Genomic DNA, 8,760 nt, shown 5'->3' with positions numbered 1-8,760 from the left:
GACCCCGAGGGACCTACCCTCATCTTCCGTGTAGCTTCTACACAGTTCGTCTGTCCATTACGAACCTCCTTTCTTTGTGCCTGCGGCACACTTTCGATTGCCCAGCGCGCACGATACCAGTCAATCAGTTCCGCGACCGCTTCGAGGTTGTCGGCCTCTCGACTGGTCAGCAAGCGCCATTCAATGGGCTTGACATCTTTGGGTGCCCCAATCTCCTGGGCAATCACGCAGGTCACGCTAAACAGACTGCCCTGGCCATCGGGCAACTTGACGCGGCAGGCAAAGAGCTTCTGACGCACGAGACGAGCACCTTCTTTGCCACGCGCGTGCAAGAGGAATTCGATCTCGCCCAGCGCTTTTCCCGAGCGGACTTTCGCCCACAATTTGCCGCCCGCAGGCAGACAGCGATGGTGTTGCGAACGAAGCTGCCTAGATGGTCGCCCCGGTTGTGCCAAGCCCTCAATCGATGACGATAAGAAAAGGTGGAGATTGCAGCCATAGATCCGGACTTCGATCGAGGCTACCGCCTCCTGTCCCTGATGGAATTCGCTGGTCGATGCCTCATCAGTCGGTCACGCTCGAAGCGCATGACTGCTATCAGGTTGAATCGACCACGGTCTGACCTGTCTCGCCATCACGTCATGATTGCCTGTGCAATCGGTGGTTCTCCTTGAAGGTTGCTGCCGTTGTGCTGCTCCACCGCAGGGTTTTCCACGGCGCCGGTCGCCGACGGTCCCTCTATCACCAGAGGCGGCCGGCGCCGTGGAAAACCCGTGTTCATGCCGCCGCCGATCCGTAATCGACCTGGTAGTCCCGGCCGTGTACCAGCAACGCCCAGACGATCCGGGCATTCTTGTTGGCGAGCGCCACCGCCGCTACGTTCTTGTTGCGTCGCTCCATCACTCCCGCCAGCCAACTGCCCGCATGCGCGGCTTTGCGCTCGGCCACCCGGATCACCGCTCGTGCCCCGTGGATCAAGAGGGTCCGCAGATAGGTGTCGCCCCGTTTGCTGATGCCAAGCAGCGTCGGCTTGCCACCGCTGGAATTCCGTCGGGGCACCAGTCCCAGCCAGGCCGCCAGTTGCCGGCCATTCTCGAAGTTCTTGGCGTCCCCAATCGAGGCCACCAGGGAGCTCGCCGCGATCGGGCCAAGTCCGGGAATCTGAGCGAGTTTCTTGCTTGCGGCGTTCTCCCGGTGCCAAGTCTGGATCTGGACTTCCAACTCATTCACCTGTTTGTCGAGTTCCTTCAGATGGTTGCCAAGACGGTCAATCAATTGGCGAAACGTCCCTGGCAACCCGTTCTCGCCATCCTCCAGAATCTCGGGCAGGCGCTTGCCTATATGCACAATGCCTTGTGGGATGATGATGCCGTATTCGGCCAGAAGGCCCCGAATCTGGTTGGCCTGGACCGTCCTCGCCTTGACGAAACCCTGGCGGGCGCGGTGCAGGGCCAGGACCGCTTGCTGCCCGCCATTCTTGATCGGCACGAAGCACATGTTCGGCTGGCTCACCGCTTCGCAGATCACTTCGGCATCTGCGGCATCATTCTTGTTCGTCTTGACGTAAGGTTTCACGAACTGCGGGGCCATCAGCTTCACGGTGTGCCCCAACTCCTGCAGCTTATTCGCCCAGAAATGGGCGCTGCCGTAGGCTTCCATGCCAATCCGACAGTGCGGCAGGTTGGCGAAGAACGGCATCATTTGATCCCGCTTGAGTTGCTTCTTCAACACCGTCTTGCCGTGTTCGTCCACGCCATGCACCTGGAACACGTTCTTTGCCAGATCGATACCAATTGTCGTAATCTTCATCTCGGTCGCCTCTCTCGTTCAGTGGGAATTTCCATTCGCCACACTTTGGCACTCAGATGCCGTTTCGGGAAGGGGCGACCATCCCATTAGTCATGTAGAAACACGCGGATAGAGGCGAGAGAGCTTTCGCCAGGCATCCTGTGCGGTGGATCGCCCCTTGACTGGAAGAGCTTTGGTGTTGCGATCGCGGACATGGGTTTCGACATGGCGCCGTAGAGTCTCTTCGTCGGGGATACGCTGTGACAAACACATCCTTTATGCAGCGTAAGAATCCAGTGGTTCCTGTTTCACCATCGCCAGTGTCACTCGATATGTGAGCGTCGGCATTCCCTTCTCCACAGAGTCAATCAAGGCTCATACGAAACACCAACTCCATCTTGCCAAGTGTTGGTGATGGATTGACCCTCCGTCCAATTGCCTAAGCTACCCGCTTACTTTATCCTTCGCTCCTCTTCAACCTGGCACTGGCCTCAACGCATGAGCATTACTTGCAAGACTCCTCAAGAAATCGAAAAGATGCGCGTCGCCGGTCGCCTTACCGCCGAGGTGCTCGACTACATCGCGCCCTATGTGAAGTCTGGAGTCACCACCGGCGAACTCGATCAACTTTGCCATGATTACATCGTGCAGGTTCAAGGCTGCATTCCGGCGCCACTCAACTATGCCCCACCCGGCTACAAGCCTTATCCGAAGTCGATTTGCACTTCGATCAATCACCAGGTCTGTCACGGCGTTCCGGGTGACCGGCAATTAAGAAACGGCGACATCGTCAACCTCGACGTGACCGTGATCAGCAACGGCTACCATGGCGACAGCAGCCGCATGTTTCAGGTCGGTGAAACCTCTGTGCAGGCGCGGCGGCTATGCGAGGTCACCTACGATTGCCTCTGGCTGGGCATTGTGCAGGTCCGTGCTGGCGCACATCTCGGCGACATCGGTCACGCGATTCAGCAACATGCAGAGAAATCCGGCTATTCGGTGGTCCGTGAGTTCTGCGGCCACGGCATCGGCGCCAAGTTCCACGAAGAACCCCAGGTACTTCATTATGGGCGGCCGCATACCGGCATCGAGCTCAAAGCCGGCATGGTGTTTACCATCGAACCGATGATCAATGCCGGCAAGGCCGCGATTCGAACTATGGCCGATGGCTGGACGATCGTCACCAAGGATCATAGCTTGTCCGCACAATGGGAGCATACCATCCTGGTGACCGACACGGGCTACGAAGTCCTCACCGTGTCGAAGGCGACTGCTTTGCGGCCAGACTGGATCAGGTAGCTGGCATGAACAGTGAAGCCTTCGATCGTTCGGCGATCGTCGCCGGTTGCAGGTCACGCCTGCATGCTGGCCAAACGACGATCCGTGAGCGTTATCTCGGCGAAGGTGATGCGGCACGCCTGTTGCGCGAGCGTTGCCAACTGGTAGACGAAGTCCTCTGCGACCTGTGGCGAACACTGGCATTGCCGGCTTCACTGGCTTTGGTGGCGGTCGGTGGTTACGGACGCGGCGAACTCTATCCCGCCTCTGATGTTGACATCCTGTTGCTGTTGCCACAAGCGCCCGACGAAGTATTGACTGCTCAACTCGAGCGCGCGGTTGCGCTCTTCTACGACATCGCTCTCGATATCGCTCCTAGCGTGCGCACCGTCGAAGAGTGTTCGCACACCGCCGCCGCCGACCTGACGATTCAAACTGCATTGCTCGAAGCACGCCTGTTGGCAGGGAATCGCGAACTGTTCCAGGATGCCTGTAAAGAACTCAAGGGACAGATTGATCCACAGGCCTTCTTCGAAGCGAAGCGGATGGAACAGGAACAGCGTCACCGCCGCTACCAAGATTCTCCCTACAGCCTGGAACCCAACTGCAAGGAAGCTCCGGGTGGGCTGCGGGATCTGCAAACAATCCTGTGGATCGCCCGTGCGGCTGGCTACGGTGACTCCTGGGAAGATCTCGCGCAGCACGGCTTCATCACCCAGGAAGAACAACTGCAACTGAAGCGCTGTGTCGGTTTTCTGCAGCGTCTGCGCACGCACCTGCACCTGCACGTCGGCCGGCGCGAAGACCGTCTGCTGTTTGATTTCCAGACGGCACTCGCCGAACGGATGGGTTTCGTGCCCACCGATACCCGCAGGGCTAGTGAACGGCTGATGCAGGGTTACTACCGAACAGCCAAGGAAGTCACGCAGATCAACACGATCCTGCTGTTGAACATCGGCGCTGCAATATCACCACCGCCGGAGCAGTGCCCCCTGCCGATCAATGAACGCTTCCAGAACCGGCACGACCTGCTGGATGTGGTTAACGAAGACATCTTCGACAGGCATCCCGGGGCGATGCTCGAAGCTTTTCTGTTGATGCAGAAAAACTCCGATCTGCAGGGAATGACGGCGTGCACCTTGCGCGCCTTGTGGCATGCACGGACCCGGATTGACGCCGATTTCCGCCGTGACCCCGAGAATCGCGCCTGTTTTCTGGAAATCCTCAAACAGCCGCGCGGCGTTCTGCATGAGCTGCGTCGGATGAACCAGTTCGGAATTCTGGGTCGCTATCTGCCGAATTTCGGCAAGATTGTCGGCCAGATGCAACACGATCTGTTTCACGTCTATACCGTCGATCAGCACAGCCTGCAGGTCCTGCGCAACCTGCGCCGTTTTCTCGCCGACGAATTCGCGCATGAGTATCCGCTGTGCAGCGAGTTGATCAGTGATTTCCCCCGTTGCTGGGTACTCTACGTGGCGGCACTGTTCCACGACATCGGCAAGGGACGCGGCGGTGACCACTCGGAACTCGGTGCCGTGGATGCTACCGAGTTTTGCGCCGAGCACGGCATCGCGGCCGAGGACAGTCAACTGATCGTCTGGCTGGTTCGCTGGCATCTACTGATGTCCAGCGTCGCCCAGAAACAGGACATTGCCGATCCGGACATCCTTGGTACCTTTGCCACGATGGTCAAGGACGAACGCCACCTAGTCGCCCTCTACCTGTTCACTGTCGCCGACATTCGTGGCACCAGTCCGAAAGTCTGGAATACCTGGAAAGGACAGCTCCTCGAACAGCTTTTCCGGAGTACCTGCCGCACCCTGCTGGCGGGCGGTCAGGTACCGGTCAGGCAGGGCCTGATCGAGGAACGCCAGCAGGAAGCCCTGCGCCTGCTGCGCTACTTCGCGCTGCCCGACGCGGTGCACCAACGTCTGTGGAAGCAGCTCGACACGGTGTATTTCCTGCGCCATTCCGCTGAAGAAATCGCCTGGCACACGCGCGCCCTGCACTATCGGACTCGCGTCGAGCAGCCGGTGGTCAAGGCACGGGTGAACCCACAGGGCGAAGGACTGGAGGTGTTGATCTATACGAAGGATCAGCGCGATCTGTTCGCGCGCCTGGTCGGCTTTTTCAGCCGTGCCGGCTACACTATCGTCGATGCCAAGATCCACACCACCCGTCACGGCTATGCACTGGACAGCTTCATGCTGCTCGATCTCAGCGATCGCGGCAGTGACCGTGCAATGATCAGCTATATCGAGCACGAGCTGAAAGCGCGGCTCAACCGCCAGAGTCCGCCCGAGGCACCCGGCAGCGGGCGCCTCTCGCGGCAGGTCAGGCACTTCCCGATTCAGCCGCTGGTCACCATCGAGCCGGACGAAAAAGGCTCGCACTATGTCCTGTCAATCGCTGCGGCCGATCGTCCGGGACTGCTGTACATGATCGCCATGACCCTGGCCGCGCATTGTGCTAGTCTCCACACGGCAAAAATTTCGACGCTCGGCGAGCGCGTTGAAGATACCTTCCTGATCAGCGGCGGAGGCCTCGGTGAAGCGGCCAACCGTGTCAGGCTGGAAACGGAATTGCTGGAGCGCCTGAAACTCTGATGGATTAGCCATTGGTGCAAGGCAATGACCAGAACCGAAGAACCCTGCCGCACCGGCCCAACTTGAACAACAGCAGATTCTGCAAGCTGTCGGTTTTTTTTACACATCAAACTCTGACGAAGCTTGAGAGTTCTAGGCTACAAGGTACATCTCTATAATTTAAATCATGTTTTTCTAAAAATCTGAATATTGGCACATAATTTGCTATTGTCTCTAGCAAGGCGTGTTCGGCGACGAACGTTCAGTGGCGCGACAGCATGTATTCTGCTTCTATGGCACGTAACGTGATGCAGTCCGCAAACGTTCCGCGCAACGAAGGCTAGAGTATGTTGCTCAGGCAGAAATCGATCTCAAGGAAAACACATGTCAACGACTCCATCAGAACGAACCCAGCAGCGCCGCCGTCTGCTGAAGGCGGCCGCGTCGGCGCCGGCCATCTTTACGTTAAATGCCGGCGCTGCGCCTGTGCTTAATTCGCCTCCTGCGTTCAGCAGCACCCATTGCATTGCCAATAGTCAGACTCTGCCTAGCCCGCCCATGGAAACCGCCGGTCCGGACGGCTGGGTACGCACAAAGGTCACAACGGTAGACCCGGGTACTGGCCAGCCAGTGGTAACGTACCAGCTAGCCAATAATGGTCAAGGGCATGTGTATGGTGGAACGTGCTGGAATTCGTTCTATCAGATTACGCAGGGTACGCCGGGGTCGGCGGATGGCGACAATGTTCTGATTCCCTGAGCTCCCTAGCCGTAACCTGTGCTGCACAAGGCGGGAGCAGCCTGCTTGGCCGAGATTTCGTACCGCAGACTGGGAGACGGTGGTGCCGTCTTTGATTCGGCGAGCTGGCAGACCCATATTCTGTCCCCTGCGGCAGCGATCATTTTTGAGGCCCTCGCTGAAATCAACGAGGGCAGGCCGGTACCCCAGGCTCAAGCCTTCGATTTTCTGCGCGATGAGCTGGATGTGGATATCGACACACCCGAAATGAAAGAAGTGTTGCGTTCTCTTGAGGAGATGGGCATCCTTGGCGGATGATTGCCGCCTGCCCGAGAATTCGAGACCTGCCGCCAAGCCTGCTGGCACAGCGTTTTTCAGAGGCATCGGTAACGCTCGATTATGGCGCTGCATTGGTCCGTGTCAGGACCGTCCTCCAGCCCTTCGTGCGAGATTTTCAGCGGGTCTACGGGGCATTTTCACTGGCTGAAGAAGCCAGTTTTGCGGATTTTCACACCGAAGTGTGTTCCGGAAAGGGCTTGCGGGCAATCTTTAGGCCGCAATCCCGTTTCCTGATCGACGGCATTCAGCCATTCGATCCCTTTCCCAGAGAGCAGGCGCTTCCCCACTTCGAATGGGGTGTCAACTGGTGTTTCGGAAAGCGCTTCAACCAATATGTCCTGTTGCACTCCGGTGTCCTGGCTCTTGATGATCGCGGCGTGATCATGGCTGCACCGCCTGGCTCCGGCAAGAGCACGCTGACGGCGGCCATGATGCTGCGCGGGTTTCGGCTGTTGTCCGACGAGTTTGGCGTACTCTGCCCACACACCGGTCAGCTATGGCCAATGCTCAAGCCGGTGGCACTCAAGAATCGCTCGATCGACGTCATCCGCGCCTACACCGACCAAGCGATCCTTGGCCCCGTCTACGGAGGAACCCGCAAGGGAGACGTGGTCCACCTGGCTCCCGATGAGGCCAGCGTTGATGCCAGGAGACTGCCTGCCCGCCCGCATCTGGTACTTTTTCCCCTTTTTCGGGAAGGCGCCGCACTGACGACCCGTCGGCTACCCAGAGAGGAAGCTTTTGCACGCCTGGCTTTCAACAGCTTCAACTACGATCTGCTCGGGCGGATCTCCTTCAATGCCGTGGCCGATGTCATCGACGCTTGTCCGGCCTTCGAACTCGAATACAGCCGGCTGGATGAGGCTATCGAATGCCTGCGTGCAATGCTTTTGGCATCGACCATAGCAGCGGCAGCGGCATGAGCAACCTGGGAGGGGTCGATCCCTGCATGCATGACATGTTGACCTTGCTGATTGACCCTAGGCAGGTGCGCAGTGTCAGTCTCGCCGATTGGGACAGGATCATTCGTCTCGCTCGGCAGTCCAGGCTGCTGGGAGTGCTCTCGCACCGAATTCAGTCGCATCCTGAACTATTGCCGCAGGTGCCGGGGTGCGTGCTGGGTCATCTGCGCTCGGCAGCAGCCTATTCGGCACATCGCACCCAGGTGCTGCGCGTCGAGCTGGCGGCTCTGGCCCAAGCAATGCCGGCCGAGATCCCGGTGGTCGTACTCAAAGGCGCGGCCTACATCTTGCAGGACCTTGAAAGCGCGCGCGGCCGCCTACCGGGTGATGTCGACCTGATGGTGGCCTACAACGATCTCAAGCGAGCCGAGGCCGCGCTGCTCGGTGCCGGTTGGGCAGCTGAAGAAATCAATGACTACGACCAGCGCTACTACCGCGAATGGAGCCATGAACTGCCCCCGATGCGCCGTCCTGGAAGTTCGGTGGAACTCGACCTGCACCACACGATCACGCCGGTGACGGCCCGTCTCAAGCCGGACACCGCCCTGCTGTTCACCGACCTGCAGGTGGTCGAGGGGAAACGATTCCTGGTCCTGCATCCGCAGGATCAGATCCTGCACGCAGCAGTCCATCTTTTTCAGGACTCCGAACTGTTCGCCAATCTGCGCGATCTGGTCGATATCGACAGCCTGATCCGCACCCACCTGCACTCGGAAAGCGACTGGCAGGCGCTCGCTGTGCGCGCTGCACGCCACAATCTTCAGCGACCCCTGTGGTATGCCCTACGCTATTGCCAAGCGTGGCTCGCCACCGCGGTACCTGACGCTCTGCCATTGGCCGCTCCACCAGCAGCGGCCATCCGCTGGATGGACTGGGTCTTTCCCCGTTGCACGCTGCCAAGAATTCCGGACCGACCGCCACCCTTCTCGCGGCGGTTTGCCGCGCAACTTGGCTTGCTCCGCCACCAGTGGCTGCGCCTGCCGCCCAAGCTGCTGCTCCGCCATCTGGCCCATAAAGGCCTGCAGTCTCTGCGACCACGTCCGGCGGTGCCGCGCAAGGCCGAATAG

The 8,760-nt window shown here is 59.0% G+C and carries 6 protein-coding genes and 1 pseudogene; 5 read left to right on the top strand and 2 right to left on the bottom strand.

What is annotated here, in order from left to right:
• Together AW06_RS04700 and AW06_RS04695 are read right to left on the bottom strand one after the other, a co-directional pair.
• A pseudogene (locus tag AW06_RS04700) lies at positions 1–299 on the bottom strand (hypothetical protein); the annotation flags it as partial.
• Between the two features lie 478 nt (positions 300–777).
• On the bottom strand, positions 778–1,809 hold the full coding sequence (locus tag AW06_RS04695; protein WP_034946274.1) for an IS110 family transposase: 1,032 nt from the start codon (positions 1,807–1,809) through the stop codon (positions 778–780).
• A 477-nt stretch (positions 1,810–2,286) separates the two neighbouring features.
• Between AW06_RS04695 and map the strand changes: the two genes are divergently transcribed.
• The 5 genes from map to AW06_RS04670 all read left to right on the top strand — a co-directional run bounded on the left by map (position 2,287) and on the right by AW06_RS04670 (position 8,760).
• Positions 2,287–3,087, top strand: a complete 801-nt coding sequence (gene map / locus AW06_RS04690; protein WP_034946271.1) for a type I methionyl aminopeptidase — start codon at positions 2,287–2,289, stop codon at positions 3,085–3,087.
• A 5-nt stretch (positions 3,088–3,092) separates the two neighbouring features.
• Entirely contained in the window at positions 3,093–5,675 is a 2,583-nt protein-coding gene (locus AW06_RS04685; RefSeq protein WP_034946268.1) for a [protein-PII] uridylyltransferase, read from the top strand.
• Positions 5,676–6,458: 783 nt separating this feature from the next.
• Positions 6,459–6,710, top strand: coding sequence for a hypothetical protein (locus AW06_RS04680; RefSeq protein WP_046534786.1), 252 nt, complete (start codon positions 6,459–6,461; stop codon positions 6,708–6,710).
• A complete protein-coding gene (locus tag AW06_RS04675) occupies positions 6,707–7,654 on the top strand; it encodes an HprK-related kinase A (RefSeq protein ID WP_046534787.1) in 948 nt (315 codons plus the stop codon). The genes AW06_RS04680 and AW06_RS04675 overlap by 4 nt, the downstream gene beginning before the upstream one ends.
• On the top strand, positions 7,603–8,760 hold the full coding sequence (locus tag AW06_RS04670; protein ID WP_138677873.1) for a nucleotidyltransferase family protein: 1,158 nt from the start codon (positions 7,603–7,605) through the stop codon (positions 8,758–8,760). Before AW06_RS04675 ends, AW06_RS04670 begins: the two co-directional genes overlap by 52 nt.

Source organism: Candidatus Accumulibacter cognatus, assembly GCF_000584975.1.
Taxonomy (GTDB): Bacteria; Pseudomonadota; Gammaproteobacteria; order Burkholderiales; family Rhodocyclaceae; genus Accumulibacter; species Accumulibacter cognatus.
Note: the sequence above shows the minus strand (reverse complement) of the source record. Positions and strands in the feature narration are given on the sequence as shown.